Annotated in this window: 23 protein-coding genes; 10 read left to right on the top strand and 13 right to left on the bottom strand. The window is 61.0% G+C overall.

Annotated features, from left to right (window positions below):
• Positions 1-17 precede the first annotated feature (17 nt).
• The 3 genes from scpB to BK667_RS04440 are packed head-to-tail and all read right to left on the bottom strand — an operon-like array spanning position 18 to position 3,357.
• Positions 18-800 (bottom strand): methylmalonyl-CoA decarboxylase, encoded by a 783-nt coding sequence (scpB, locus tag BK667_RS04430; RefSeq protein WP_123596890.1) that lies wholly within the window; start codon positions 798-800, stop codon positions 18-20.
• Positions 797-2,023, bottom strand: coding sequence for a CaiB/BaiF CoA transferase family protein (locus BK667_RS04435; protein WP_123596891.1), 1,227 nt, complete (start codon positions 2,021-2,023; stop codon positions 797-799). Before BK667_RS04435 ends, scpB begins: the two co-directional genes overlap by 4 nt.
• A gap of 29 nt (positions 2,024-2,052) precedes the next feature.
• Positions 2,053-3,357, bottom strand: coding sequence for an MFS transporter (locus BK667_RS04440; RefSeq protein WP_123596892.1), 1,305 nt, complete (start codon positions 3,355-3,357; stop codon positions 2,053-2,055).
• Positions 3,358-3,523: 166 nt separating this feature from the next.
• On the opposite strand from BK667_RS04440, the gene BK667_RS04445 reads away from it, so the two are divergent.
• The 4 genes from BK667_RS04445 (at position 3,524) to BK667_RS04460 (ending at position 7,124) form a co-directional block, all read left to right on the top strand.
• Entirely contained in the window at positions 3,524-4,441 is a 918-nt protein-coding gene (locus tag BK667_RS04445; RefSeq protein WP_123596893.1) for a LysR substrate-binding domain-containing protein, read from the top strand.
• A 235-nt stretch (positions 4,442-4,676) separates the two neighbouring features.
• A complete protein-coding gene (locus BK667_RS04450; RefSeq protein ID WP_123596894.1) occupies positions 4,677-5,897 on the top strand; it encodes a winged helix-turn-helix domain-containing protein in 1,221 nt (406 codons plus the stop codon).
• Between the two features lie 35 nt (positions 5,898-5,932).
• The gene (locus BK667_RS04455; protein WP_123596895.1) at positions 5,933-6,562 is read left to right on the top strand and encodes a Vgb family protein; all 630 of its coding nucleotides are present in this window, start codon (positions 5,933-5,935) and stop codon (positions 6,560-6,562) included.
• Between the two features lie 199 nt (positions 6,563-6,761).
• A complete protein-coding gene (locus tag BK667_RS04460) occupies positions 6,762-7,124 on the top strand; it encodes a hypothetical protein (protein WP_123596896.1) in 363 nt (120 codons plus the stop codon).
• On the opposite strand, the gene BK667_RS04465 is transcribed toward BK667_RS04460, so the two are convergent.
• The 5 genes from BK667_RS04465 to BK667_RS04495 form a co-directional block, all read right to left on the bottom strand.
• Positions 7,119-7,907 carry an alpha/beta hydrolase gene (locus tag BK667_RS04465; RefSeq protein ID WP_123596897.1) on the bottom strand — a complete coding sequence of 263 codons (789 nt, stop codon included), beginning with the start codon at positions 7,905-7,907 and terminating at the stop codon, positions 7,119-7,121. The two genes, BK667_RS04460 and BK667_RS04465, sit on opposite strands and share 6 nt — an antisense overlap.
• 578 nt (positions 7,908-8,485) lie before the next feature.
• Entirely contained in the window at positions 8,486-9,949 is a 1,464-nt protein-coding gene (locus BK667_RS04480) for a GDL motif peptide-associated radical SAM/SPASM maturase (protein WP_123596898.1), read from the bottom strand.
• A 104-nt stretch (positions 9,950-10,053) separates the two neighbouring features.
• Complete coding sequence (locus tag BK667_RS04485) at positions 10,054-10,635, bottom strand: DUF1842 domain-containing protein (RefSeq protein ID WP_123596899.1); 582 nt, start codon at positions 10,633-10,635, stop codon at positions 10,054-10,056.
• Positions 10,636-10,688: 53 nt separating this feature from the next.
• The gene (locus BK667_RS04490) at positions 10,689-11,327 is read right to left on the bottom strand and encodes a DUF1842 domain-containing protein (RefSeq protein WP_123509029.1); all 639 of its coding nucleotides are present in this window, start codon (positions 11,325-11,327) and stop codon (positions 10,689-10,691) included.
• A gap of 38 nt (positions 11,328-11,365) precedes the next feature.
• Positions 11,366-11,554, bottom strand: a complete 189-nt coding sequence (locus BK667_RS04495) for a DUF1843 domain-containing protein (protein WP_123596900.1) — start codon at positions 11,552-11,554, stop codon at positions 11,366-11,368.
• Positions 11,555-11,869: 315 nt separating this feature from the next.
• Between BK667_RS04495 and BK667_RS04500 the strand changes: the two genes are divergently transcribed.
• The gene (locus tag BK667_RS04500; RefSeq protein ID WP_123596901.1) at positions 11,870-12,103 is read left to right on the top strand and encodes a hypothetical protein; all 234 of its coding nucleotides are present in this window, start codon (positions 11,870-11,872) and stop codon (positions 12,101-12,103) included.
• Here BK667_RS04500 and yghX read toward each other — a convergent pair.
• Both yghX and BK667_RS04510 read right to left on the bottom strand, forming a co-directional pair.
• Positions 12,091-12,999 (bottom strand): YghX family hydrolase, encoded by a 909-nt coding sequence (gene yghX, locus BK667_RS04505; protein ID WP_123596902.1) that lies wholly within the window; start codon positions 12,997-12,999, stop codon positions 12,091-12,093. The two genes, BK667_RS04500 and yghX, sit on opposite strands and share 13 nt — an antisense overlap.
• Before the next feature lie 36 nt (positions 13,000-13,035).
• The gene (locus tag BK667_RS04510; protein WP_123509033.1) at positions 13,036-13,536 is read right to left on the bottom strand and encodes a transporter suffix domain-containing protein; all 501 of its coding nucleotides are present in this window, start codon (positions 13,534-13,536) and stop codon (positions 13,036-13,038) included.
• Between the two features lie 174 nt (positions 13,537-13,710).
• Here BK667_RS04510 and BK667_RS04515 point away from each other — a divergent pair, with 174 nt between their 5' ends.
• The 4 genes from BK667_RS04515 to BK667_RS04530 all read left to right on the top strand — a co-directional run bounded on the left by BK667_RS04515 (position 13,711) and on the right by BK667_RS04530 (position 18,053).
• The gene (locus BK667_RS04515) at positions 13,711-15,246 is read left to right on the top strand and encodes an efflux transporter outer membrane subunit (RefSeq protein ID WP_123596903.1); all 1,536 of its coding nucleotides are present in this window, start codon (positions 13,711-13,713) and stop codon (positions 15,244-15,246) included.
• Positions 15,239-16,378, top strand: coding sequence for an HlyD family secretion protein (locus BK667_RS04520; protein WP_123596904.1), 1,140 nt, complete (start codon positions 15,239-15,241; stop codon positions 16,376-16,378). Before BK667_RS04515 ends, BK667_RS04520 begins: the two co-directional genes overlap by 8 nt.
• The gene (locus BK667_RS04525) at positions 16,368-17,384 is read left to right on the top strand and encodes a DUF2955 domain-containing protein (RefSeq protein WP_123596905.1); all 1,017 of its coding nucleotides are present in this window, start codon (positions 16,368-16,370) and stop codon (positions 17,382-17,384) included. The genes BK667_RS04520 and BK667_RS04525 overlap by 11 nt, the downstream gene beginning before the upstream one ends.
• A gap of 90 nt (positions 17,385-17,474) precedes the next feature.
• Positions 17,475-18,053, top strand: coding sequence for a DUF4337 domain-containing protein (locus BK667_RS04530; RefSeq protein ID WP_123509036.1), 579 nt, complete (start codon positions 17,475-17,477; stop codon positions 18,051-18,053).
• 732 nt (positions 18,054-18,785) lie between these two features.
• Here BK667_RS04530 and BK667_RS04550 read toward each other — a convergent pair.
• Together BK667_RS04550 and BK667_RS04555 are read right to left on the bottom strand one after the other, a co-directional pair.
• The gene (locus BK667_RS04550; RefSeq protein WP_123596909.1) at positions 18,786-22,922 is read right to left on the bottom strand and encodes a CheR family methyltransferase; all 4,137 of its coding nucleotides are present in this window, start codon (positions 22,920-22,922) and stop codon (positions 18,786-18,788) included.
• Positions 22,923-23,284: 362 nt separating this feature from the next.
• Positions 23,285-25,048 carry an L-lactate permease gene (locus BK667_RS04555; protein ID WP_123596910.1) on the bottom strand — a complete coding sequence of 588 codons (1,764 nt, stop codon included), beginning with the start codon at positions 25,046-25,048 and terminating at the stop codon, positions 23,285-23,287.
• A 304-nt stretch (positions 25,049-25,352) separates the two neighbouring features.
• Here BK667_RS04555 and BK667_RS04560 point away from each other — a divergent pair, with 304 nt between their 5' ends.
• Positions 25,353-25,607: a hypothetical protein gene (locus BK667_RS04560; protein WP_123596911.1), complete on the top strand. Its 255-nt coding sequence runs from the start codon at positions 25,353-25,355 to the stop codon at positions 25,605-25,607.
• Between the two features lie 6 nt (positions 25,608-25,613).
• Here BK667_RS04560 and BK667_RS04565 read toward each other — a convergent pair whose 3' ends face one another.
• Positions 25,614-25,874 carry a hypothetical protein gene (locus tag BK667_RS04565; RefSeq protein ID WP_123509039.1) on the bottom strand — a complete coding sequence of 87 codons (261 nt, stop codon included), beginning with the start codon at positions 25,872-25,874 and terminating at the stop codon, positions 25,614-25,616.
• Positions 25,875-26,266: the final 392 nt, after the last annotated feature.

Consider the following 26,266-nt stretch of genomic DNA (forward strand, 5'->3'; position numbering starts at 1 on the left):
TATATTTTCAGCTCTGACTACTGACCGCTAAACACCGCCCCCCGACGCTCAACAAACGCCGCCAACCCTTCCCCAAAATCAACGCTCTCACACGCCTGTCGCCGCAACTCGGCAATCTGCTCCATTGCCTGCACCGGCATCGGTTGCAGGTCTTCCAGAATCCGCAATTGCTCCTTCACCGCGACCACCGCCAACGGTGCCTTGGCGGCGATGCCCTGGGCCATGTCCAGGGCGGTCGCTTCCAGCAGGTCGGTGTCCACCAGCCGGTTGATCACCCCAAACCGTTCCGCCCGCTGCGCATCGAGTTTCTGCGCGGTGAAGAACATTTCCTTGAGCACATGAATCGGCAGGTTGTTGAAGAACCGCAGCAAGCCGCTGGTGGTGTACGGCAGACCAATGTTCGCCGGGGTCATGGCGAAACTGACGCTGTGATCGGCGACCACCAGGTCGCAACTCATCGCCAGGTCTACCGCGCCGCCCCACACCGAGCCGGAGATCAGCGCGATGACCACGCCGGGGTAAGCGCGAATGCGCCGCAGCACTTGTTCGAGGGGCTTGCCATAGGCAATCGGGTCGCGGTCATGTTGCAGTTCACGAATGTCGTGGCCGGCGCTCCACACCGGTTGGCCCACTTCGGCGCCGAGTATCACCACCGGCACCCGTTGAGCGGCGAGGGCGACAAGGCTTTCGTCGAGGGCCTTCAGCAGTTGTGCGCTGAGGGCGTTGCGATGAGTGGGGTTGCTGAAAACCAGTCGGGCGATGCGCTCTTCGACAGGGTGGACGGTCACGGTGGCGTTCATTGGGCGGTTCCTGTGGCGTGTTCGGATGAATCATCGGTGTCCTGGAACACCACGTTGGCGGCGAGCAGGGCGTTGATCGATGCAGTATCGAAACCCGCTTCGCGCAGCACTTCAAGGGTGTGTTCGCCCAGGAGCGGCGGCGGTCGGCTGGCGGCGCTGTCGGTCGCACTGAACACCGGCGTGACCACTTGGCGCAGTGCCCCGAGGGTCGGGTGGGTGAGGGTTTCGGTCAGTTGGCTGTGCAAAACCTGCGGGTCGTCGAACACTTCGTCGAGGGTGTTGATCGGGCCGGCAGGCAGGCCGGCGTCGATAAACAGTTCGGTCCACGCATGTTTGCTGCGGGTTTTCAGACGGCTTTCGAGGATCGCCTTCAGCTCTTCGCGACGCTCGACCCGGGCCTCATTGGTGGCGAAACGCGGATCGTCCGGCAGCGCCGGCAAGTCGAGCAATACGCACAAACGTCCCCACATGGCCGAGGTGATCGGCGCCAGATTGAGCGGGCCGTCCAACGTCTGGAACACCCCATAAGGCGCGATCACCGAATGCGCATTGCCGGTGCGCCGGGGCACATCGCCGAGGCTGAGATAACGTTGGCCATGCACGCTCAACAACCCCACCAGACTGGCCAATAACGACGTACTGACATGCTGGCCTCGTCCGGTCTTCGAACGCTCCAGCAACGCGGCCAACACTGCCGTCACCAGCCACATCCCCGAGGTCAAATCGCCGATAGCGGTGCCGGTACGGGTCGGGTCGCCATCGACAAAACCGGTCAGGCTCATCAGTCCCGAATAACCCTGGGCGATCTGGTCGAAACCCGGCCAACTGCTCATCGGGCCGTCGGCGCCGAACGCGTTGATGCTGCCGAGAATCAGCCGAGGATTACGCGCAATGAGCACCTCGTAACCGAGGCCCATGCTGTCCAGGGTGCCGGGTTTGAAATTCTCGATCACCACGTCGGCGTCGTCGATCAACCGCTGGATCGTCGCCAGTCCTTCGGGGTGGCGGAAGTCGATGCACATCCCGCGTTTGTTGCGGTTGCACGAGAGGTAATAGGTGCTCACACCACGGTCGAACGGGCCCCAGGTGCGGCTCATGTCGCCGGTCGGGCCGGGCTCGATCTTGATCACGTCGGCGCCAAGGTCCGCCAGCACCATGGTGCAGAACGGCCCCGACAGTGCGCGGCTCAGGTCGACAATCTTCACGCCTTTTAACGCTTGCATGGGGTTCTCCAAATCAGTGTTCAGGTGCGCTATTGCGGCAAGGTCTGGTCGCGGGTTTCCACGGCGAACGGCAGGATCAGAATGCCGACGACAAACGCGGCGGCGGTCCAGGCGACAGGCGCGCCCAGCGAGCCGTGCCAGTGGATGGCCGCCGCCAGCAGGAAGTTGACTCCGGCGCCGATAAAGCGCCCGACCGAGGCGTTGAAGGCGAACGCCGTGGCGCGGATACGGGTCGGGTATTGCTCGGGCAGCCACAGTGAGAAAATCGCGAAGTTGCCGCCAAAGAAACCGAGGAACACCAGCGACACTATGAACAGATGCAGGCCGTCGTCCATGTAAAACACCCAGCCGAATGCGACCACGATCGACGCGGCCATGCCGGCGAAGTAAATGCCCAGCGCCTTGCGCCGCCCGACGCGTTCCGCCAGCCATGGCGCGATGAGGCAGCCGAGGATGGTGCTCAAGGACAGGATCGCCGCGCCAATCGAGGCCAGGTGCACCGCGCCGACGTGGTCGATGCCGGCGCGGGTGGCGAGCGTCACTACGGCGGTCGCTTCATACACCGAACCGGCCCACAACCCGACGATGGCGACACCGACCAAGGCTGAACTGGTGAGTGTGCGGCGGCGAAATGCCGGAGCGAAGATCTCCAGCCACGAGCTATGTGTTTTGGGACCTTTGACGTTGATCACAGCCTTGTGCGGTTCTTTGACTTTCAGCGCGGTATAAATCGCGACGAATGCCGGGAACAACCCGCAGAGGAACATCACCCGCCAGCCATAGGTGGCGCCGACCGTGTAGTTGAGCAACGCGGCGATAAAGAAACCCAGGTAGTAGCCGGTTTGCAGGTAGCCCGCGCCCATTTTGCGTCGGTCTTCCGGCCAGCACTCGGCGACGTAGGTGCCGGCCAGTGCCCACTCGCCGCCGACGCCGATCCCGGCGATCAGCCGGAACGCTGCCAGTTGCCAAATGTTCTCGGAGAACGCCGCCGCACCGGTAAACAACGAATACACAAGGATGCTCGCGGCCAGCATCTTCACCCGGCCAAAACGGTCGGCCAGCGGGCCCCAGATAAATGAGAGTCCCCAACCGATCAGGAACAATCCGAACAGCAGCGAACCGTACATGGCGATGTTGGCGGGCGTCGCCGTAATGCCCGAGTTGGGCAGCAACTCGGTCATGGCCGGAATCAGCACCAGGGCGAAAATGACGGAATCCACGCCATCCAGCACCCAGCCCAGATAGACCGTCCAGAAACCGCGAATCTGCTCGCGGGTCAGGGGCGTTTTGATCGGTTTCGCGGGTGTGGCCGATGCAGTCATTGCTCTAGACATTGCGCTCTCCCAGTGGCCTTTTTCAGGCCTATGGAAGCGCTGTGCGGCGGTGGCGGCCGTGAGCGCTTCGTTTGTTGTGAGACGAGTCTAGGCGTCGTATCTCATAAACTTAAAATATGATATTCCTCTGATCCCAACGGAAAATACGATGGCTTTGGAGATGCCCATGGACCTGCGTCAACTGCGGTATTTCATCAAGGTCATCGAGTGCGGCAACATCACCCGCGCCAGTGAAGCGCTGCACATTGCCCAGCCTGCGATCAGCCAACAGATGCGCAATCTGGAGCAGGACATGGACATGCAACTGCTCGAACGCAGCGTGCACGGTGTGGTGCCGACGGCGGCGGGGCGCACGCTGTATCGGCATGCCATCGAACTGCTGCGCCAGGCGGACGGCACCCGGGAACTGCTGCGCCAGGACGCCGAGTTTCCACAGGGCAAAGTCTCGGTCGGCATGCCATCGAGTACCGCGCGAATGTTGGCGATTCCGCTGGCGCGTACGATCCGCAGCCGTTATCCGGGGATCAAACTGGAACTGATCGATGCGCCGAGCGCTGAATTGGGCGGCCTGATCACCGTGGGGCGGGTGGCGCTTGCGGTGAATGTCGATGTGGTCGAAACCCGGGGCGTGATCTCGCAACGACTGCTCACCGAAACGCTGTACCTGGTGGCGTGGCCGGCGTTTTCTGTGCCGCCGGGCCCGGTGTCGATTGAAGCCTTGGCGAAGATGCCGCTGGTGCTGCCCTGTGCACCGAACACCATTCGCAGTCGGGTCGAATCAGCCTTTCAGGAGGCCGGCCTGCACTGCGAGGTGGAGTTTGAGGCCAACTCCACGGACCTTTTGTTCGCGGCGGTCAAGGCTCAATTGGGCGTCACCATCCTGCCTTGGGCGGCGGCGCATGTTGAGCTTGAGCAGCACAAGCTGAAACTGGCCCGGATCGACCATCGCCTGTTCACCCGGGATTTGTCGCTGTGCTGGCATGACACGGCGGTGCAAAGCAATGCAGTGCAGAAGGTCAAGGCGACCATTTTTGAATTGTTTGACGGGTTTGAGCGCCAGCCGGGGTGGGCGGATGGGCGGTGAGCTGTGTGCTGTGTGCTGTGTTTGAGGGCCTCTTCGCGAGCAAGCTTTGCTCCTACAGGTTGCGTGTCGTTCACATGATTATGTCCCGCACGAATCCCCTGTAGGAGCAAAGCTTGCTCGCGAAGACGTCCGTCCAGACACTGCAAATCCCGCATCCAGTTCGAGGTCAGTCATCGTGAGATAGACTCATCACGACGCATCAAACAGCAGGAGTGACAACCGTGGCGCGATTCAGATGGATTCGCTGATCACCGCAGCGGCGCGAGCACTGGCGGCGGGTGATCCCCTCGGCGCGCTGAACCGGATTGCCCTGCGCGACGATGCGGCAGCGCTGGCCCTGCGGGGCATCGCCATGGCACAGCTCGGTGATCTGGTGCGGGCCAGGGCGCTGGTGCAGCGAGCGGCGCGGGCGTTCGGGCCGAAGGAGGCGCTGGCGCGAGCGCGGTGCGTGGTGGCCGAGGCCGAAATCGCGTTGGCGTCACGGGACCTTGGTTGGCCGGTGAAAGCCCTCGACACGGCACGACTGACGCTCGAAGCCCATGGTGATTTCATTAACGCTGCCCATGCGCGGTATCTGGACATTCGCCGCCTGCTGCTGATCGGACGCCTGGATGACGCGCAGCACACACTCGCCGGACTCGACCCCGCGCCGCTACCGCCAGCCTTACGCGCGGTGCATGAACTGGTGCTGGCCGGGATCGCCATGCGGCGCCTGCAATCGAACACCGCACGGGCGGCCTTGACCCGAGCAGAAACGGCTGCTCGTGACGCGGCGATCCCGGCACTGACCGCCGAGGTCGAACACGCCGTCCAAATCCTCGACACGCCCGTCGCCCGGCTGATTGCCCATGGCCAGGAACGGCCGCTGTTGCTGGGGGAGGTCGAAGCGTTGCTCGCTTCAACGTCACTGGTGGTGGACGCCTGCCGCTACAGCGTGCGCGGCGCCGGCATGTCGGTCTCACTGGCCTCGCGCCCGGTGTTGTTCGCCATCGTCCGGGCACTGGCCGAGGCCTGGCCGGGCGATGTGTCGAGAGAAACACTGATCGCCCGAGCCTTTCGCCTGAAGCTCACCGATGAGTCCCATCGCGCCCGATTGCGCGTCGAAGTCGGGCGCCTGCGTGCGGCGCTGGAACCCCTGGCCAGCGTGACCGCTACCTCGCGCGGCTATGCGTTGGTGGCGCGGGGTGAACGCGACGTCGTGTTGTTGGCGCAACCGGTCGAAGAGCCATTCGCCGCGCTGTTTGCCTTCCTCGCCGATGGCGAATCGTGGTCGAGTTCGGCCCTGGCGTTGGCCCTCGGCATCAGTCAGCGCACGGTGCAACGGGCACTCGACAGGCTGGCGGCAGACGATAAGGTGCAGGCATTCGGCCGTGGGCGGGCGCGGCGCTGGATGACCCCGCCGGTGCCGGGTTTCGCGACGACTTTGTTACTCACGGCGCCATTGCCCAGTGATTAGGATCACCTCACCAACCCCTGACTGAGGAAGCGATCATGAAACACTCAACAGCTGAAATACTCCGTGAATATGGACCCTTTGCCGGCGTCGATGCGGTGCATGGCGTGACCTGGGACGGCCAGCGCGTCTGGTTCGCCAGCGGCGAAAAACTCAACGCCCTTGACCCGGCCAGCGGCCAGACCCTGCGCTCCATCGACGTCATCGCCGATGCCGGAACCGCGTTCGATGGCGAGCACTTGTTCCAGATCGCCGCCGACCGCATCCAGAAGATCGACCCCAAGACTGGCCGCGTGCTCCACACCATTCCCGCACCCGGCAACAGCGACTCAGGTCTGACCTGGGCCGAAGGCACGCTGTGGGTCGGCGAGTACCGCGACCGCAAGATCCATCAAATTGACCCCGAGACTGGCGCGATCCTGCGCACCATTGAGTCCAACCGTTTTGTCACTGGCGTGACCTGGGTCGAGGGCGCGTTGTGGCATGGGACCTGGGAAGGCGATGAGAGTGAATTGCGGCGGGTTGATCCGGCCACCGGTGAAGTGCTGGAAAGCGTGAAGATGCCAGCGGGTGTGGGGGTTTCGGGGCTGGAATTCGATGGTGCGGATCAGTTCTTTTGCGGTGGTGGTGGCAGTGGCAAGGTGCGGGCGGTGCGGCGGCCGAAATGAGCGTGGGTAGATAATTTTTCTGCGGGGATTGTAAGGGCCTCATCGCGAGCAAGCTCGCTCCCACAATTGACCGGTATGTTCAGACATACTCGGTCTCCTGTGGGAGCGAGCTTGCTCGCGATTAGGCCCGCAACGACAACGAAAAACTCAGGACGGTAACGTATGATTGTTGCCCCCAGCCAGTCACAAGGACCCACCCATGGCGCTAACCAAGCGCGAACAAGCCCACATCGAACGCCGCCTGGTCGCAACCCTGACCGACGCCTGTGAAACCGCCAAAGCCGAAATCATCGGTTTCAGCTGGCTGACTCACGAAGTCGATTACGCCAGGTTCCCCTCCAGCCTGCGGGTGATCTGGGTCTTCGACACCGAGGCCGAGAAAACCCGGGCGCTGGCTGACGGGCAGGGCGAACGCATGGTTGAACTGACGACCGTCGCGTTAACGGAAGCCGAGGTGCTCGTCAGCCCGGTAGCCGCCCATGTGCAGTTCGATTCCGAGGAACAATGCCAACGAGTCAACGGCGGTAACTGGCAGCATCGTCTGGCGCGGCGGCATTCATAGACCGGCGCCTATCAACTTGAGGTATTCGGGGCTTTCGGAGATTGAGTTGTGCCCGACACCCGCAATAACCTTCATCGACGCCACGCCCTGATTGAAATGCCGATACAGCCGTTCCGTGCTTGAGCGCGGGATCACTTCATCGTTTCCAGCGGCGATCAAGAGCGTCGGCACGCTGATGTGCGCGGCGTATTTTGCGGAATCAAAGGTGTCCTTCAACAGCCATTTCACCGGGAAAATCGGGTATTGGCGCACGCCGAGTTCCAGCAGGCTGTTGTAGGGCGTGATCAGGATCAGCCGCGCCGCCGGGCGTTGGCTGGCGAGGCGAATGGCGACACCCGTGCCGAGGCTGCGACCGACCACCGCCACTTCTGGATGCTCGGCGTAAACCCGATCAAACAAGTCCAGGGCATCCCGCGCAATGGCCTCCTCCGACGGCGACCCGGAACTGCCACCGTAGCCACGGTAGTGCAGCAGGTAAATCGCCTGATCCGGGAACGCTTCGGAAAACGAAGGCAGGTTTCGCGACACGTCCTCGGCATTGCCGCCAAAGTAGATCAACGCCTTGGGGCCAGCGCGGGGTCTGATGGAAACCTGCAAGTTCGCGTCGGCCACCGGCAGCGTGAGCACCGTGTCAGGTGCGGCGATGGCGCTGGGTTGCGGGAAGTAAATGAGGGCGCGTTGAAATACGAACAGCGCCAGGCACAGCAGCAGGTACAGGGCTGCAATCACTATGAGGATGTACACCAGGATTCGTGGCATTCGGCTGATTTTTTTGGGTGGCATTGACTGCTCGGGGTTGGCGGCGGTGGTCACTGATCAATGTCGAGTCTAGTCCGGAAAGCGGATCACCACAGAACCCTGTGGGAGCGAGCCTGCTCGCGAAAGCGGAGTGTCAGCCGACATCCTTTTGGATGTGCCGGCCTCTTCGCGAGCAAGCCCGCTCCCACATTATTCAGTGTTGATCGGTAGATGTGTGCCCACCGCAGATCCCCTGTGGGAGCGAGCCTGCTCGCGAAAGCGGAGTGTCAGCCGTCATCCCTTTTGGATGTGCCGGCCTCTTCGCGAGCAGGCTCGCTCCCACATTATTCAGTGTTGATCGGTAGATGCGTGCCCACCGCAGATCCCCTGTGGGAGCGAGCCTGCTCGCGAAAGCGGAGTGTCAGCCGACATCCCTTTTGGATGTGCCGGCCTCTTCGCGAGCAAGCCCGCTCCCACATTATTCAGTGTTGATCGGTAGATGCGTGCCCACCGCAGATCCCCTGTGGGAGCGGGCTTGCTCGCGAAAGCGGAGTGTCAGCCGACATCCCTTTTGGATGTGCCGGCCTCTTCGCGAGCAGGCTCGCTCCCACATTTTTGAGCGGTTACATCAACGTACTTCGCGGCAACCCCAACAACCCGGTCAGCGTATTCATGATCCCTTGCTGCCGTGCGCGATCCACCTGGTGCAGGGCCTCGGCAGCCGCCACATCCGCCGCGCAATGTGGGCAAGTCGCTTCGTGTTGATGGATGTACTGCAAACATCCACGACACAGCGCCAGTTGCGTCGGCACGCGTCCTTCATCCGGCGATTTCTGCCCCTGATTCGCCCACGCCAATTTGATCACCTGACCGCTATCGCTAACGCTGCTGACCGTTTCGCCCGTCTCGATCCGTTCGGTGATCAAGTCAAAACGTCCCACCGCGAATGACTTCTGCGCCGCATCTTCAAGTTTGACTATGCGCTCGCGCAGCCCGCGTTTTTGCAGATCCAGCGCGCGGTAATGGCAGTAGGGATTGTTGCCGGGTTTGCCGAGCAGTGAGTGTGAGGTCCAGGTGCAGCCGCCGCGGCAGACGTCGTTGTAGTAGCAACCGCGGCAGTAGCCCCACAGGTCGTCGACTGAGCGCAGGCGGCCGAAGTGCATGCCTTCGCTGTAGTGCCAGATGTCGTGCAGGCTCATGTTGCGCACGTTGCCGCCGGAGAAACCGACGGTGGCCAACGATGGGCAACCTTTCACCGTGCCATCGGCTTCAAGCGCCAGCACGGTTTGCCCGGCCGCGCAGCCGCTCCAGTGCACACGTTCGTCGCCGAAGCCGCGCCACATGTGTTCATAAGGTCCGTAGTAACCGATGTTGTTGCCCACGTTCATCAGCAGGCCGCGATCGACGCCTTCGCGGTACAGGCGTGCGAGCAATGGCATCACTTCCAGCAGTTGATAGGGTTGCAGCAACAGCTCCGGATGGTCGACGGCGTTGCCCATGGCGACGGTCAACTGGATCTGCCAGTGAGTGGCGCCGAGGTCGATGATCAGGTCCATCAGCTCGGGCAAGTCGGGCAGGGTGGCGGCGCCGATCTGGGTGTTGACGCTCACCGCCAGGCCGGACTGTTTGGCGCGGCGCAGGGTGTCCACGGCTTTGTCGAAGGAGCCGGGTACGTTGCGCACAGCGTCATGCAGCGGCGCCAATCCGTCCAGCGAGACACCGACACCATTGAGTCCGGCGTCCACCGCGGCCTGCATTTTTGCAGGAGTGAGGTTGCGGCCACCGGTCTGGATCGCGCAATACATGCCGTGGTCGTGGATGGCCTGGATCAGTCGGGTCCAGTCCTTGCGCAGGTAGGCTTCGCCGCCGATCAGGGTGATCTCGCGGGTGCCGAGCGTCGCCAGGGAATCGATGACGTCGAGGCATTCCCGGGTGTTCAATTCATCGGGGCGGCGGTGGCCGGCGCGGGAGCCGCAATGCAGGCATTTGAGGTCGCAGGCCAGGGTGATTTCCCAGACCACATGCACTGGCACGTAGCGCTTGAGGTCGGTTTCACTGAGGTAGCGGGCAGGGCGATTGTCTGACATGGGAAATCCTTGCGCGCAGACATGTGCGCGGCACGAATCCATCGTAGTTGTGGCGAGGGTGCAAATGCCCTCGCCACGGATCACTCCATCACTTCACTGGCGGTCTAGCGTGCTTCCAGACGCGCAATTTCAGCGTTCAACTGCTCCAGCGCACTGCGCAGGGCGCCGCTGTGAGCCAGTTGCTGTTCGCCTTTGCTCACCACCGATTTCAGCTGCGCCAGATCACCGCTGGCTTGCGCCTGCTGGACCGCGACGGCGTACAGCGGTTGGGCGTGGTGCGGTTGCTCCGGGATCACAATCACCGGTGCCTGGCTGACGGCGGCGTGTTTGACCGGATGCCAGATGCCCTGTTCCTGATACCTGTAGCTGGCAAAGCCACTGTCCCATTCGGCGCCCAGGATGCCTTTCAAATGAAAGGTCTCGGCAATCTGGCTGGTAGGGCCGCTCGGGTTGCCATCCAGGCTGAGGATGATGTGGCTTTCGGCGGTCGGAACCAGTTTGGCTTCGGAGTACTCACCCCATACTCGGGCGCGGAAATTCAGAGGCGGCCAGGTGCTTTGATAAATGCTGGCAACACCGCTGACTTTCTTTTTGACCGTGTCCACCAGCAAGTCGAGGGTCAGGACGGGGGCGCCGAGCAGATGGTTGCTGACGTTGAGGCGTGTGTGAAAAAGTCCGATTGACATGGTGCAACTCCCTTAAGTGTGTTCAGGACAATCCAGGCACATCAGTGGCCGGGTCAGCGGCGCTCCAGCCGACTGATTTCGCCCTTGGCGGCTTCCAGTGCACTTTGCAGTTGTGGTTGCTGATCCAGTTGTTGCTTGGCCAGGCTCGCCAGGTTTTTCATCTGCGCCAGGTCACCGCTGGCGATGGCGCTCTGAATCGGCGCGGCGTACAGCGGCATGATGGGCGGATAGGGCGACTGCGGTGGAATCACCGGGCCGGGTTCCAGCGGCGGGAAGGCACTGGATGACACTTCTACGAGACGGGCGGGCGCATTGTTCACTTCGACCCAGCGCTGGCCATCGTAGTACGAGTAGTTGGCGATACCGTCCTTCCAGTCGGTCCCCACCACCAGTTGTACCTTGAAATTCACGATGGAATTGGAGCCTGGACCGCCCTGATTGCCTTGGGCGGTGATCAGGATTTTGCTGACCCCCGGCGACATGACCGTCAGGTAGGTGTATTCGCCCCAGACATCGGAATGCAGGTCCAGCGGCGGATTAGTCGCCTGGGTAATGGCGGCAGTCCCGTTGACCGTTTCATCAGGGGTAAAGACCAGCAGATTAAGTGCCAGGCTTTGTGCGCCCGGTGCCGAAGTACCAATTCGGTAGGCGAGCGGGAACAAGCCGACAGGCTGTTGATTAGAACCAGACATGGTTATTGCCTCCATTGCAATAAGGGGAGAAAACAGAGCTAGTGTTTTTCCTGGCGCGAAACTTCCTTGGCCAGTCTTTCGTAGGCGGTCTGTAGCGCTTTGGTTTCAACTTTGGATGCGTCGCGTTGTTTCATTAACGCTTTCATCTGTTGCAGGTTGCCTTCCGTGATCGCGTCATGGATGGCCGCCCCGTACGGGGGGATGGGATGAGACGAAGAACTGCTCATGACGACTCCTTCCGTGGTATTTGTGACACTGCTCCAATCAGCAGTTTTTGCAGTTAAGCAGGACTCTTTGAATAAGCAATGGCCAATGGAGGCATAATGCCTGTTAAATTTTTAATATCGGTTTGTTAATCGCGATGTGTTTGGATAATGCTTAACTGATATTAAGAATCGCGATGAATAAAGTCTCGTGCAGCTTTTTTCTCATAAATAACGGCACTGTTTATCGCCATTAGTCATGTGTTTTTAATATAACGTTTGGCATTAAGCTGCCGTGTCTTTTGATATGGGGTTTAAGTCCAAAACCGGGAGTAGACAATGACCGAGCGCCATATAACGCACACAGAAACGCTGTCCAACGGCTGCAAAATCGAGGTGAGGGCCAAGATCCTCAGGGACGGCTCGCTGGACATGTTCATCGGGGTTTACCGGCCGGACGGCACGGGGATTCTTGAGAACAAAGATCCATCGCCGCATTTGCTGGACATGGAAGCGGCGATGGAATGGGGCATCGAGATCGCCAGGAAGGCCGGTAACGCTCAGACCGCCTGACCTTCATTCAGCGCCAGGTAGCGCTTGAACCAATCCAGCGTGCGGCTCCAGGCCAGTTTGGCAGCGGCTTCATCGTAGCGAGGCGTGGAGTCGTTATGAAAGCCGTGGTTCACGCCGGGGTAGATGTAGGCTTCATAGGTTTTGCCCGCTGCTTTCAACGCCTGCTCGAAGGCCGGCCAACCTTCATTGATGCGGGTGTCCAGTTCGCCGTAGTGCAGCATCAACGGCGCCTTGATGCGCGGCACATCCTTGGCCTCGGGCTGGCGGCCATAAAAAGATACTGCTGCCCCCAATTCCGGATAGGCCACGGCCGCCGCATTGACCACGCCACCGCCATAACAGAAACCGGTGATGCCGACTTTTCCGGTGCCCGCGGCATGATTCATCAGCCATTCGATGGCGGCGAAAAAGTCATTCATGAGTTTTTCCGGGTCGACGGTCAATTGCAGTTCCCGGCCCTTGTCGTCGTTACCGGGATAGCCGCCCACCGACGTCAAGCCATCGGGGGCGAGGGCGATGAAGCCAGCCTTGGCCAAGCGCCGGGCGACGTCTTCGATATACGGGTTGAGCCCACGATTTTCATGCACGACCACCACCGCCGGTACCTTGCCGGTGGCTTTCGCTGGACGCACCAGGTAGCCACGCACTTGGCCGTGGCCCTTGGGTGAGGGGAAGGTGATGTATTCGGCGAGGATGTCCGGGTCGGTGAATTCCACTTGCTCGGCCAGCGCGTAATTCGGGCTCAGGGCGGCGAGCAGGGCAGACGCGGTCAAACCGCCCAGGGTGAACAGCGCCGCACGGTCGAGAAACTCGCGCCGATTGATCTGGCCATGCACGTAGTAGTCGTAGAGTTCCAGCAATTGGGGGGCGAAGTCTTTCGCGGTCAGACGGGGCATTGGCCTGTTTCCTGTCGATTCATTTGTAAAGCGCCGCTAGGCATTCGCGACCTTGGCGGTGCGGATGAACAACGCGCGCACCTTGTCCCAGAAATTGCCGCCCAACACGAAAAAGCTGCCGATCAGCATCAAGTCCCCCAGCAACTGGAGCTGCCAGAGGTTCGGCCGCAGCCCCGGCCAGATGCTGTCCACGTAGGGTTCAAGAAACGCCGAGATCAGTGGCAGGCAGAACATGACGAGGCCGATGCGATGACGAACCGGGCCCACTTCCGCATCTGCGCTGGGCGCCAGTGATGTCACGTAGCCGAACACGCTGCGCTTCAACTGTTGGAATCCGGCCTTGCCCATGACGGCGATGACCAGGATCAGCAGGACTTTGTTACTGATAAACAGCACGCCCGTGAGCGCCGCGACTTTCGAGCCCGGCACCCCGACAGCGGCGGCGAGCGGCACCATCAGCCACGAGCCCAGCATTAAACACAGAATGACGATGCCCAGTTTGAAGCGCCAGCCGGCCGAGTGGGGTTGGGTGGTCATGAGGGTCGCACCTTTGATGGATTGCCGCTGTTTTGCGAGCACTTGAAAAGCGTAGCAGCTGACTCGCGACTGTGAGCAAGTCCGCGTTTTTGTACCGCTCGTCTTTCAAAGAGGCGGCTATGCTCCAGTCATCTTCCTTGGCCGGGAACCCCCCTCATGCATTCATGTGCCGCCATGCTGATCCGGTCGGGGCCGCTCTTGCTGCTGGTGCTCGGCTTCAGCGGCTGCGCGCGGGTGGGGCCGGACTTCCAGCCGCCGGGCGAGGAGTGGGTCAAGCACTGGAGCACGCCGGCACTGGAACACGCCAGCGAACGAGGCGAAAGCCCGGACTTGCGCCAGTGGTGGCAAGTCTTCAATGACCCGGTGCTCGACCAATTGATCACCGACGCGGATGCCCACAACTCCAGCCTGAAAATCGCCGGCCTGCGGGTGATGGAAGCCCGGGCGCAATTGGGCATTGCCCAGGCCGGGCGCTATCCGCAATTGCAACAGGCCAATGTTGACCTGCTCTACGCGGAGCGCCGTCAGTACAGCGGCAGCAACCCGAAGAACAGCAGTTTCTGGCAATTCAGTGAAGGCTTCGACGTGGGGTGGGAGCTGGATTTCTGGGGTCGTTTCAGTCGGGCCATCGAGTCCTCGGATGCCAGTTACTTCGCCGCCCAGGCCAACTATGAAGACGTGCTGGTGCTGCTGCGCGCCCAAGTGGCGGACACCTATTTTTCACTGCGCACCACCGAAGCGCGATTGCGTGTGGCCAGGGACAACACCCGGCAGCAAAAACGCAGCCTTGAAATCACCCGCAAGCTGTTCAACAGCGGCCAGACCGCCGAGCTCGACTTGCAACAAGCCAAGACCCAATACCTGGGCACACTGGCCAGCATTCCCAATCTTGAAGACCAGTTGCATCGGACCCGCAATGCGTTGGCGGTGCTGACCGGGCAAGCGCCGGGGGAATTGCCTCAGGTGACGGACAATGAGGAGTTGATCCCGCTGCTTGACCGCGCAGTGCTGCAGGATGTGCCGGCCAACCTGCTGCTGCGGCGCCCCGATGTGCGCGCCGCCGAACTGAATGTCGCCGCCCAATCTGCCTTGATCGGCGTCGCCGTCAGCGATTTCTATCCGTCGCTGACCTTGCTCGGCAGCATCGTCTGGACCGCCAGCTCCGTGGGCGGCACGCCGAACAACCTGGATTTTGTCGGCGGCCCGAGTCTGCGCTGGAACCTGTTCGACCACGGCCAGATCAGCAACAACGTACGGGTGCAGGATGCGCGTTTGCAGCAGTTGATCGAATCCTATCGCGACACCGTGCGCCAGGCTGCACGGGAAGCCGATGATGCCGCCGGCGGTCTGAGCAAATCCCTGGAGCGCGAACGCATCCTGCGCCAGGCCGAGGTGGCGGCCAAGCGCTCGCTGGTGCTGGCGCGGGCGCAATACACCGAAGGCTTTTCAGACTTTCAGCGGGTGCTGGATGCCCAGCGCGCGTTGCTCGAACAGCAGGACAACTACCTGATCAGTCGCAGCAACGCGGTGAGCAATCTGATTGCATTGTACAAGGCGCTGGGCGGTGGCTGGTACGCGGCCCAGCCCATCGTCGATCGCGCCACACAAAAACAAATGGAAAAACGCACGGACTGGGGCGACTTGCTCGACGAGCCCGCCGCGACGCAGCCAGCCTTTCCCCTGCCCGACAAGGTGAACAACCATGAGTGAAGCCGCGCAGCCCTCTGTCGAAGCGCCTGCACCCAAGGTGCCCGCACCGGCCGCCGACCCGGCGAAAAAAGGCATCAAGTGGGTGTTGCTGTTGATCGTGCTCAGCCTCGTCTGGTACTTGCTGGCCGACCGCTTCACGCCTTACACGCAACAGGCGCGGGTCGGGGCGTTCGTGATTCCGGTGGCGTCGGAAGTGGCGGGCCGGGTGATCCGGGTGAACGTGCGCAATAACCAGGACGTCCGGGCCGGCGACATTCTGTTCGAGGTCGATCCGCAGCCGTATCAGATCGCCGTGGACCGGGCCCGCGCCGACCTCGAATCGACCCGCCGCCAGATCGGCGCCAGCACCGCCGGCATCGCCTCGGCGCAAGCCTCGTTGCGTTCCGCTCAGGCCAACGAACTGAGAGCGCGGCAGGACAATCAGCGCCTGGAAGGTTTGTACCGCGCCGATAAAGGCACGGTGTCAGTGCGCCTGCTGGAAGTGTCGCGGGCCAATCTCGAACAGGCCTCCAGCCAGGTCGCGGCGGCCGATGCTGAAGTGCAACGGGCGAAGGAGCAGGAGGGCGGTAGCGAGTCGGAGAATGCATTGCTGCGTAGCGCCGCGACGGCCCTGTCAAAAGCCGAACTGGATTTGGCCAACACCCGCATCGGCGCGCGTTCGGCGGGGCTGATCACCGACCTGCGCACCGATGTCGGTCAGTTCACCGCTGGCGGCAGCCCGGTGATGACCCTGATCGCCATCCACGACATCTGGATCAGTGCCGACATGACCGAGAACAACCTGGGCCTGGTCAAACCCGATACGCCAGTGGCCATTGTGCTCGATGCGTTGCCCGGCGAAGTATTCGGAGGCCGGGTGCGCAGTGTTGGTTATGGCGTCAGCGTCGGTCAGCCCGCAGCGCCCGGCACCTTGCCGAGCGTGCAGAACAGCCGCGACTGGTTGCGCCCGGCCCAGCGTTTTCCGGTGGTGATCGAGTTTGATGAAGACGCGTTGAACACCCTGCGCGACAGTCGCGCCATTCGCGCGGGCGGGCAGGCCGAAGTCATGGCGTTCCCGGCCTCAGGCAATCCGTTGAACCCGCTCGGCCGGGTGTTTTTGAGCCTGATGAGCTGGTTGTCGTATGCCTACTAAGCGCACGGCCCGGGATCAGCGATCGCTGCGCCTGGCCACCGGGACGGCGCTGTGCCTGGCCGCCAGTTTCGGTTTGGCATTGCCGATTCCTTTTCTGGCACCGGTGCTGGCGCTGCTGTTTTTGGCCACGCTCAATCGGCCACTGCCGTTCAAGGCCGGGGTGGTGCTGGCGCTGGTGGCGATGCTCACCACCGGCGTCGGCCTGCTGCTGATTCCGTTGCTGGGGCATTACCCGGTCAGTGGGTTGCTGCTGATTGGCGTCGGCTTGTTCCTGGTGTTTCGCTTTGGCCTGCGCGGCGGCAACAACCTGATCGTGACCTTTCTGGTGATCGGCCTGACCATGATTTCGGCGGCCGGCACCGCCAGTTTCGAGTTGGCGCTGTTGGTCATCGGTGCGCTGGTCAAGGGGTTGCTGCTCGCCGTGTTGGTGGTGATGGTGAGTCATGGGCTGTTTCCCGAACCGGCCGACGCGCCGGCGTCTCCTACCGTCCCGACATTTCCAGCCGAAGAGGTTGACCGAGTGGCGCTGCGGGCCACGCTGATCGTAGTGCCAGCGTTCCTGCTGGCGCTGATCGATCCGGCCAGTTATCTGCCGATCATCCTCAAAGCGGTCAGCCTGGGGCAGCAGAGTTCCACGACGACGGCGCGTAATGCCGGTCGCGAGTTGCTCGGCTCGACGCTACTGGGCGGTGTGCTGGCGATCCTGTTCTGGTGCGCCCTGAGCCTGTTTGTGCACCTGTGGATGTTCTTCCTGTGGATGCTGCTGTTCGGTTTGGTGCTGGCGCGCAAACTCTACGCCCTGAGCCCGACCCGGTTCAGCCCGGGATTCTGGCTCAACACGATGATCACGCTGATTATCCTGCTGGGTCAGTCGGTGCAGGACAGCGCCGCCGGCAAGGACGTGTACACCGCGTTTGCCGTGCGCATGGGGCTGTTTATCGCGGTGACGTTGTATGCCTGGTTGATGGTTCATCTGCTGGAACAACGCCGAGTGAGTCCAGCCTGAACCCCGGCTGAACGGCTCTGCGGTGAGCAGTACCTTGGAGGAGGGCTGGCCTTACACTTCGGCACTCGTCCAACCCCTGAAGTCAAAGCCATGTCTGAAGCGTTCGAAGTCCCCAGCCCCCACGAACACCATGTCGAACACGTCACGCATCACGCCCATGGCAACGGCGATAATTTCGCCAGCAAGATCGCGGTGATGACCGCCATTATGGCAACCATCGGCGCCTTGCTCAGCTATCAGGCGGGTTCCACGGAAAGCGAAGCGGCGATGGACAAGAACAACGCCGCCATCGAGAAAACCGAAGCCTCCAACCAGTGGAATTACTACCAGGCCAAATCCAGTCGGCAGAACCTGTCCGAGCTGGCGACCCATATCCCGGGCATCGACGCTGCGCACTACGCCGCCGAAGCCGAGCGCTACAAAAAAGAGAAAGAGGTGGTGCGCAAAAAAGCCGAAGCGCTGGAGGAAGAGGTTCGGGTGTGGGATGAAAAATCAGAACAGGCCCTGCATCAGCATCACCGTTGGGCCCAAGCGATGACAGCCATTCAGATTGCCATTTCCCTGGCGGCAATCACCTTGCTGACCCGCAAGGAATGGCTGAAAAAAGTCGCCTACACCGCAGCCGGAGCCAGCGTGGTGCTGGGCACGTTGGCGTGGCTACATCTGTAAAAAACAGGCCTGACTGCACACAAATCCCCTGTGGGAGCTGTGGTGGATGGAAATGGTGAGTACGACGCTGAACCCTTGTGGGAGCGGGCTTGCTCGCGAAAGCGGTGGGTCAGCTTGCATTGATGTTGGCTATGCCGCCGCCTTCGCGAGCAGGCTCGCTCCCACAGGGGAGTGCTGTGGTGGATGAAAAGGGTGTGTATGACGCTGAACCATTGTGGGAGCGAGCTTGCTCGCGAAAGCGGCGGGTCAGCTTGCATTGATGTTGGCTATGCCACCGTCTTCGCGAGCAAGCCCGCTCCCACAGGGGAGTGCTGTGGTGGATGAAAAGGGTGAGTACGACGCTGAACCATTGTGGGAGCGAGCTTGCTCGCGATGGCGGCGGGTCAGCTTGCATTGATGTTGGCTATGCCGCCGCCTTCGCGAGCAGGCTCGCTCCCACAGGGGAGTGCTGTGGTGGATGAAAAGGGTGTGTACGACGCTGAACCTTTGTGGGAGTGAGCCTGCTCGCGAAAGCGGTGGGTCAGCTTGCATTGATGTTGGTTATGCCGCCTTCGCGAGCAGGCTCGCTCCCACAGGGGAGTGCTGTGGTGGATGAAAAGGGTGAGTACGACGCTGAACCATTGTGGGAGCGAGCCTGCTCGCGAAAGCGGCGGGTCAGCTTGCATTGATGTTGGCTATGCCGCCGCCTTCGCGAGCAGGCTCGCTCCCACAGGGGATCTGTGGGGGGGGAGGTCAATCCGTCCGCATTTGTCTCAGTTCTTCAATGGTCTCGATCAGCGCGTCATACGACACCGGTTTGCCCAGGTGCCGGTCGAAGCCGGATTTGCGGGATTTTTCGATGTCGCTTTCAGCGCCGTAACCGGTCAGGGCAATCGCCGGGACTTGCTTGATATGCGGCAGTTCACGCAAGGCGCGCATCAGGTCATGGCCGCTCATGCCCGGCATTCCCACGTCGGACACCACCACGTCATATCGACCGGTCCGGGCGGCTTCCAGCGCTTGGTGCGGCTCCGTGAAGTCGATGACGTGGGCGTCTTCCATTTCCAGTAGCGTTTTCAGGGTGTCCAGGACATCCCGCGAATCATCCACCAACAACACCGTAAGCCCGGCAAGACGCCCGGACTGTTCGCCAGCCTGGGTCGATGGCGCCACTTTGTCACGGGATTGGCTCAAAGGCAGCCGGACGGTAAAGGTGCAGCCCAGGCCCGGCCCCGCGGATTGAGCGTTGACACTGCCGCCATGGGCTTCGGCCAATTGCCGTACCAGCGACAGGCCGATACCCAACCCATCACGTTGATGGGTCGAGTGCTGATTGGCCGCCTGACCGAACAGGTCGAACACTTCATGCAAACTCTCGGCACTCAGACCGACGCCGCTGTCCTGCACATCGAGCCGCGCCATGCCGGCATCGCGGGTGGCGATCAACTGAATCTTGCCGCCCAAAGGGGTGAACTTCAGGGCATTGTTCACCAGGTTCCAGACGATTTGTTCCACCCGGGTCGAGTCAGCATTGATCACCAATGCGTCCGGCATTTGCACCGACATGTCGACGCCCGGGTTGTCATTGATCACGACCTGATGGATGTCTTGCAGCAGCCGATTCAAGTCCACGGCACTGCGCTTGAGCCGCAGCTTGCCGGTGCGCACCCGGGCGACATCGAGCAAATCATCAATGATGCGAGCCTGGCTGCTGACCGCGTCGCAAATGGTAGTGACGGCTTTTTCCGCCGGGGTCACGGCTTTGATCACGGGCAGGCGCCGCAGCAGTTCAGCGTTCAGTTGAATCAGGTTCAGCGGATGCTTGAGCTCATGGGACATCACCGCAAAGAACTCGTCTTTCAAATGACTGCTGCTCTGGGTTTCCGCCAGTTGCTGGTTTTGTTCCTCGTGCAGGCGTTTGTGCCCCGTCAGGTCCCGGGCAATTTTCACGTAGCCCTGAAGGTTGTCACCCCGCAGCAGCGTGACTTCGCCGCTGCAGTAGAAGCGGCTGCCGTCCTTGTGCAGGTGCCAGCGTTCGTCTTCGTTGCGGCCGAGCGTACGCACCGTCGACAACTCGGTTTCAGGTACGCCGGCGGCGCGATCCTCTTCGGAGAACAGGAAATCGTAGTAAGCGCCTTCGGCCTCGGTTTTGCTGTAGCCGAAGATCAGTTCCGCGCCTTTGTTCCAGGTGGTGATGATGCCCAGTTCATCCAGGGTAATGATCGCGTAGTCGCGGGTACTTTCAGCCACCAGGCGCATGCGTTCTTCACCCAGGCGCAGCTCTTCTTCAGCGGCGCGGCGCTTGGTGATGTCGATGAAGGTCAGCACCGTGCCGTCGATGTGATTTTCGCTGGAGCGGTAGGGCAGGATGCGGGCGATGTACCAACGGTTGTCGGTGCTGCTGACTTCACACTCGATCATGTTCAAGGACTCGAACACCGACGCGGCATCGGCGGCCAGGCCTTCGTAATCCAGGCGATGGGTGATGTCGAGCAACGAGCGCCCGGTGTCCACCGGCAACATGCTGAAGATATCCGTGGCGCGTGGCGTGAACCACTTGATGCGCAGGTTGCTGTCGACAAACACCGTGGCGATGTCGGTGGAAGCGATCAGGTTGGTCAGGTAGTCGTTGATCTTGTCGGTTTCTTCGACCTTGGTTTTCAGCTCGAAGTTAACGGTCAGCAACTCTTCGTTGATCGACTGCAGCTCCTCCTTGCTGGTTTCCAGCTCTTCGGTGGCCGAGCGCAGTTCTTCGTTGATCGCCTGCATTTCTTCGTTGGAAGCCTTGAGCTCTTCGCTGGAGACTTCCGATTGTTCGATGGTGTCCTGCAACTGCAACTTGGTGCGTTGCAGTTCTCGCTCTAGGTTGGATAACACCTGGTTTTCAGAGTGCAGCGCGGCACCGGTCGTGATGTCGGAAGCGTCGACTTCGACTTCCTCGAAAATCACCAGGACGAACTCGCTGTCCGATTCTTCGTCGCGATAAGGCTGGGCCAAAAGACCCACTTTAAAGCTGCGTTCCTCACGCTTGATGACCACCGCACGGGACTTCACCACCTGGCTGCTTTGTTGCGCCTGGAACAGCGTCGTGCGCACTTCCAGGCGCAGGTCCGGAATAATCAGCGTCAGCAAGTTGCGTGACAGCTCGCCACCGACATGGCGCAGGTAACGTCCCGAGCTTTCGCTCATGTGCAGGATGTCGGCATTGGCGTCGACGATCATGCTCGGCGGCGCAGAATGCTCCAGGGCGCGCTGATGGATGTCGGCAAACGACAGTTTGCGCGGCGTACTGCTTTGCGGGGGCGTGCGGGAAATATCGGATCGCACATAGCCTCCGCGCGGCATCGTAGGGGGACGGCGGCTGTTGCCGGCGCCGGTCTTGGCCCGGAAGATCCGGTTGCGCTTGTCGATCGGGGCAAACAGGTCATGGCAAGCGTCTGCGCTCTCGGAAGTGCCCAGGAACAGGAAGCCGCCAGGACGCAGCGCAAAGTGGAACATTTGCAGGATTTCCCGTTGCACTTCGCGATCCAGATAGATCAGCAGATTGCGGCAAACAATCAGGTCCATGTGCGAGAACGGTGGATCGGACAACAGGCTGTGCTTGGCAAACAACACCTTTTCGCGAAGCTCTTTGCGAATCCGGTAATGCTGGTCTTCCTTGGTGAAGTAATGCCGCAGCCGCGTGGGCGGCACATCGGTGATGATCGCTTGCGGGTACAACCCGCTGCGACCGACGCTGATGGCGCGCTCGTCGATATCGGTGGCGAACAATTGCAACGACGCCTCGCTGGCGTCCAGTTGCATCTGATCGTTGACCAGCATCGCCAGGCTGTAGACTTCCTCGCCGGTGGAACAGCCCGCCGACCAGATGCGGATTTCTTCTTTTTCCGGGTGGGCCGAGACGGCGGCGGTCACCAGTTGCGGCACCACGTCCCGTTCCAGAGCTTCGAAGGCCTCGCGGTCGCGGAAGAAGTTGGTCACGCCGATCAGCATATCGGCCAGCAACGCCTTGGTTTCTTCGGGGCTGCTTTGCAGGTAGTGGTAATAGGCCGTCAGATCGGGCTGCGCCGTGACCTGCATGCGCCGTTCGATGCGTCGCAATACCGTGGCACGCTTGTAGTGCTTGAAGTCATGGCCGGTGCCGGCGCGCAACTGAATCAGGATGCTGTGCAGCAATTGTTCGGCGGTCGCGGCATCACGCTCGGAGACCGAGGCGAAGCTTTGCAGGTCTGGATCGTTGGCCGTGGGCAGGGTGATCGCCTGCGCATTGCGCCACAACTCCAGCAGCTTTTGCGGCATTTCCACCACTGGCAACACCAGGTCGACCATTTGCGTTTCGATGGCTGCCCGGGGCATGCCGTCGAACTCGGCGTCTTCCGGCGCCTGGGCCAGGGTGACGCCGCCCTGTTCCTTGATCCGCGACAAACCGACGGCGCCATCCGACCCGGTGCCGGACAACACCAGGCAAAAGGCCCGTTCACGATGCACATCGGCCAGGTTTCGGAAAAACAGATCAATCGCAGAGGTTCGACCCACCCGCGGGTCGGACGCACTGACCTCAAGGTAACCGTCATTCATGGTCAGTCGGTGCGCCGGAGAAATCACATACACATGATTCCTTTCGATGGGCACCGTTTCGGTGACCTGCAGGACCGGCATTTGCGTCGATTCCTGGATGATCTTGTCGGCAATGCTTTCGTGATCCGGCGACAGGTGAAGAATGATCACAAACGCCATGCCGTTTTCGTGAGGCATGTTCTCGAAGAACAGTTTGATTGCTTGCAGGCCACCGGCGGACGCGCCAATGCCGACGACACCAAAATCGAGGGAGTGAAACGGATGTTGTTGTGGCGTAACAACATTGGATTTTGGGTCGGATGGAGTTGTCATGCGTTTGCCTTGGAAGGCGTCGTCCTGACGCCGCTGCAAAATAATCAGGCTTGCGCCTGCCTCGGGAATCTTGGGCAGGGCGATCTTATGTGCCGCCGTCGCGATCGGTGACCTGCATCAAATCAACGCAACTTTTTAGTGGCGGAGAAATTTAGCATTCTATTCGTAAACGGGTGGACGTTTTCTTTGGGGGACTGAGTCGACGAATTGGCGCGCCCAGGCGCACTGGCTCAGTCTTTTAAGCTTAGCCGATTATCAAGGGATAAGCGGCGAGGGGGAAAGGTTCCCGGTCGCCTGGAACTAAGGTGCTTATTTGCCGTATTCACTGTGGCGAGGGGGCTAGCCCCCTCGCCACAGTTCGTTCAATGCCCGCCCACCACCATATGGCTGAACGGCGCCACATACGCCTGCAATGTCACCAACCCGCCGACCAGTATCGCCAGGACGATGGAGTGGAAAAACACATAGCGCAGAATTTCCCCTTCATGGCCGTACCAGCGGGTGGCGGTGGAGGCGACCACGATTGACTGGGCGTCGACCATTTTGCCCATGACCCCGCCGGAGCTGTTGGCGGCGGCCATCAATACCGGGCTGATGCCCAGCTGTTCCGAGGTTACCCGCTGCAAGCCGCCGAACAGCACGTTGGAAGCGGTGTCCGAGCCGGTCAGGGCAACGCCGAGCCAGCCGAGCAGGGTGCCGAACATCGGGTAGAAAATCCCGGTGGCGGCGAACGCCAGGCCCATGGTCGCGTCCAGTCCCGAGTAGCGCGTCAGGTAGCCCAGGGCAAGCATCGCCGCAATGGTGATCAGCGAAAAACGCACCACCCACAGGGTTCGCAGGTATTGCCGCGCCAGTTGCGGAATCGAATAACCCATCAGCAACCCACCGAGGATCGCCGCGAACAAAATGCCGCTGCCGGTGGCGGTGAACCAGGTGAATTTGTAGATCGCGTCCTCGGTTTTCGGCGTCGGTACGACTGGCGGTACTTTCTCGACTTGCTGGTGCAGGGTGGTGAAGGTCAGGGCCGGGGAGAAGATTGGATTGGCCTCGCGCAACGGTTTGCCCTGCGGGTCGAGGGTGGCGGAATGGGTCTGCGGGTCGATGACGGCGCGGGTATCGAACAGGTTCTTGAAGCCTTGGGTGCCCCAGGCGAACACGAAAACCGTGAGGATGATCCACGGCATCCACGCGCGCATCACCGCCGGTTTGGCATCGCTGGCAAACGTCGCGCTGGCCTCGGGTTTTTGTTCGTGCTCGGGGTCGATTTTCGAGTTGTCGACACGTCCTGACAGGGCGGCTGACGTGTGCACGGTGGCGGGTTTCCAGACCTTGAGAAAACCGGTCAGGCAGGCCATGGAAATCAGCGCGGCGATCACGTCCACCAGCATCGGCCCGTGGTAGTTCGACACGATGAATTGCGGCACGGCGAAACTGACCCCGGCCACCAGAATCGGCGGCCAGATTTCCAGCATCTTGCGCCAGCCGGCGAAGGCCCAGATCAACCAGAACGGCACCAGCACCGAGAAAAACGGCAGTTGCCGACCGACCATCATCGACAGCTCCATTTCATCCAGTCCGGTGACTTTGGCCAGGGTGATGATCGGCGTGCCGAGGGCGCCGAAGGCCACCGGCGCGGTGTTGGCAATCAGCGCCAGGCCCGATGCGGCCAGGGGCGAGAAGCCGAGACCGATCAGAATCGCCCCGGTCACCGCCACCGGCGTACCGAATCCGGCCGCGCCTTCGAAGAACGCGCCGAAGCAGAAGGCGATCAGCAGCAGTTGCAGGCGCCGGTCATCGGTGATGCGCGCCAGGGAATCCTGCAGCACTTTGAACGAACCGTTCTCGGTGGTCAGTCGGTGCAGGAAGATGATGTTGAGCACGATCCAGCCAATCGGTAGCAATCCGTTGGCCGCACCGAACAACGCCGCCGTACCGGCCATGTTTGCGGGCATGCCGAAGGCGAAGATGGCGATCAGCAAGGCGGAGGCAAGCGCCAGCAGGGCCGCCATGTGCGCCTTGATATGAAAAAACGCCAGGGAGGCCAGCATCACCACCACCGGCACTGCTGCCATGACGGTCGAGATCACCGGGTTGCCGAACGGGTCGTAGATTTGCTGCCAGACCATGTTCCACCTCTGCTTTTTATTGTTGGAGGCGCAGATCCTTTGCGGGTTGGTTGCGTGGAGTATAGGTGGCATTTGGCCGCTGTCCTGTTGGGGGCATGGCTTGGTGAGGGAGGGTGGTTTTGCGGGCCTCTTCGCGAGCAGGCTCGCTCCCACAGGGGAATGCATTTCAAATGTGGGAGCGAGCCTGCTCGCGATGGCGTCTTCAACCCAAAAAAAATGGCCCTATGAAATGCCATGTAAGTGGCTCTTTCAGTAGGACCATCAGCTCATAGCATTGGGCTTCCTCAATAGGAAACCAACCATCATGAAATCAATCGTGAACTACCCGGCCGCCTGGAAACTGGCCGCCATGCTGATCTGCGCTGCGACGCTGTCCGGCTGTGAACCACCCACCCGCGCGGACTTTATCAAGTACCCGTCCCTGCGACAGAAGTGGTCAATGACCTGTGATGCCCGCAGTAACCTGGCTGAAATCAACGTGAAGGGCTGCGACAACTTGCGTCAGTGGCAGAGCGCCAATCAACAACCCGGTCTGATGAATCAAAACCTGGGCAAGTGACGCCTGTCAGAAGGTGAATGGGCGTGACGACTGCTGGGCCATTTCAGCGTCGAGCAGATGCTCAACCAGCACATCGTTCAAAAAGCGGAACTGGTCATTGATGCCGACCACTTCGTTGCTGAAGTGATTGGCGGCGGCAGGCATCAGCAGCGCTTCGAAGTTCTTGTCGAACACCAGCGCGATCTCTTTACGCGAGACCACGTGTTGCGAATAGTAGTTGGTGCCGAACACCGGGAAACTCACGGCCAGGGTGACGATGCGGATCATGACGGATGCTCCTCGGTTTGGCCGATGTCCAGGAAGAAACGCGAAAACAGGGTCAGCGTGACGGCGGTCAGGGCCAGGCAGGTCAGGAGATGGATCAACATGATGTGCCCCTCCGATACGGGGTTTGCAGTGGGTATGGGCTGATCCTGCGCCGGACGGTTTTTTTGCGGAAGGCATTCGTTACGATGGTGAATATCGACGGGAATGATGGTGAAGGTTTTTTCATCATTCTTTCGGGCCTCTTCGCGAGCAGGCTCGCTCCCACAGGAGAATGCATTTCAAATGTGGGAGCGAGCCTGCTCGCGAAGGCGACCTCCAAGTCACCACAAAAACTCCAGACGAACGGCCAAAACCCTCAACCTATACTCAACTCAATAGCTTTATGAGCACCG

Source organism: Pseudomonas frederiksbergensis, from assembly GCF_003732705.1.
GTDB classification, from domain to species: domain Bacteria; phylum Pseudomonadota; class Gammaproteobacteria; order Pseudomonadales; family Pseudomonadaceae; genus Aquipseudomonas; species Aquipseudomonas frederiksbergensis_F.